The organism is Alistipes sp. DJF_B185, assembly GCF_964250025.1.
Lineage (GTDB): Bacteria > Bacteroidota > Bacteroidia > Bacteroidales > Rikenellaceae > Alistipes > Alistipes finegoldii.
This window is the reverse complement of sequence record NZ_CAXUDY010000056.1, coordinates 1-1,600: the sequence shown is the minus strand read 5'-3', so window position 1 is coordinate 1,600 and position 1,600 is coordinate 1. Positions and strand designations below refer to the sequence as shown.

At 65.7% G+C, this 1,600-nt stretch carries 1 protein-coding gene; it reads right to left on the bottom strand.

Annotated features, from left to right (window positions below; genetic code table 11):
- Positions 1-1,600: 4-alpha-glucanotransferase (locus ACESTR_RS16030; protein WP_373179441.1), on the bottom strand; the 1,600-nt coding region annotated here is incomplete at both ends.

The window sequence follows — 1,600 nt, the reverse complement described above, 5'->3', positions numbered from 1 at the left end:
TCGCCGAGCATCCGGTCGTCGGGCGCGGGAACGGTGAAGCGTCCCCCGGCCGTATCGAAGCCCATGCCGCGCAGTTCGTCGGCGGAGTAGGGCAGGGCGGGATTGAAATAGCCCAGCAGGCCGTGAACGGCATGTACGGGAATCTCCCAGATGCGGAAGAAGCCGAGGATATGGTCGATGCGGAAGGCGTCGAAGTATTCGGCCATCTTGGCCATGCGTGCCCGCCACCAGGCGTAGCCGTCGCGTGCCATGCGTTCCCAGTTGTAAGTCGGGAATCCCCAGTTCTGCCCGACGGCCGAGAATGCGTCGGGCGGAGCCCCGGCCTGCGAGTCCATGTGGAACAGGTGTGGGTAGAGCCATGCGTCGACACTCGTGCGACTGATGCCGATGGGCAGGTCGCCCTTGAGGACGATGCCGTGGGCGCGGGCGTAGGCGCAGACCTCGGACAACTGCGTATGCAGGTGGTATTGAACATAGCAGTGGAATGCGATGTCGCGGTTGTGGCTGCGGCAGTAGGCGTCGACGGTTTTGCGGTCATAGCGGGCGAAGCCGCCCCAGCGGGTGAAGTCGGGCGTGCCCGTTTCGTCGCGCAGCGTGCAGAAGGCGGCATAGGGGATGAGCCAGTGTCTATTGGCGGCGATGAAGTCCTTGTAGTCGCGGCGTGCCGCAGTGCGGGTTCCGTGGCGTTCGAACGCCCGGCGGAGCAGCCGCAGTTTGTGCCGGTTGACCCGTTCGTAGTCTATTTCGGGGAGTGCGTTCAGTTCGTTGCGCAGGGTGCGGTACTCGTCGTCCTCCACGACGCCCGCGGCCGGCAGCCGGATGAACTGCGGGTGCAGGGCGAAGGTCGAATTGGCGTTGTAGGGGTAGGAGTCTTCCCATGTACCGGTCATGGTGGTATCGTTGATCGGCAGTACCTGGATGACGCACTGCCCGGTGGCGGCCGCCCAGTCGATGAGCCGTTTCAGGTCGTAGAACTCACCGACGCCGAAATCCTCTTCCGTACGGAGCGAGAAGACCGGGATCGCCGTCCCGGCGCCCTGCCATCTGCGTTCGGGGAACCGCGGGTACGCCGCGGCGTCGAGGGCGTGTTCGCCGGCGCCGGGCAGTTCGCCCCAGGTGCGGTTGGCACCCTCCTCCCACAGGATGGGGGTGAGGGTCTTGCGGTCGGCGATCAGGAATTTGTATTCGAACCGGTGTGCGGTATGTAGCGTGAGTTCCCATTCCGGGAAGCGGCTGTCGTCCATCGGGACGATTCGTTTCCAGTCGCCCAGTTCACGGCCGCTGCCGGCGACGGCGAGCGTTTCGTCCGGCCGCAGGGTGGGCAGGATGACGCGCAGGGTGATGTTGCCGGCTGCTTTCTTCGGATTACCGGTTTTCCCGCGGCCGAAGATGCCCCGGGTGAATGCCGAGGAGTAGAACGGCGTGTCGGAGGGCATCTCCTGCCAGCGGTCGCGAATGCGCAGCGTACGCACCCCCTCCCGGGACGGGATCCGCAGCGTGTGCGGCCGCCATTCGCTGCGGATGCACACGCCCTCGCGCTCGACTTCGTAACGGTATTCTGCCGGCTGCGCCGCAGGGGCGTACCGCTCTACGGCGCAGG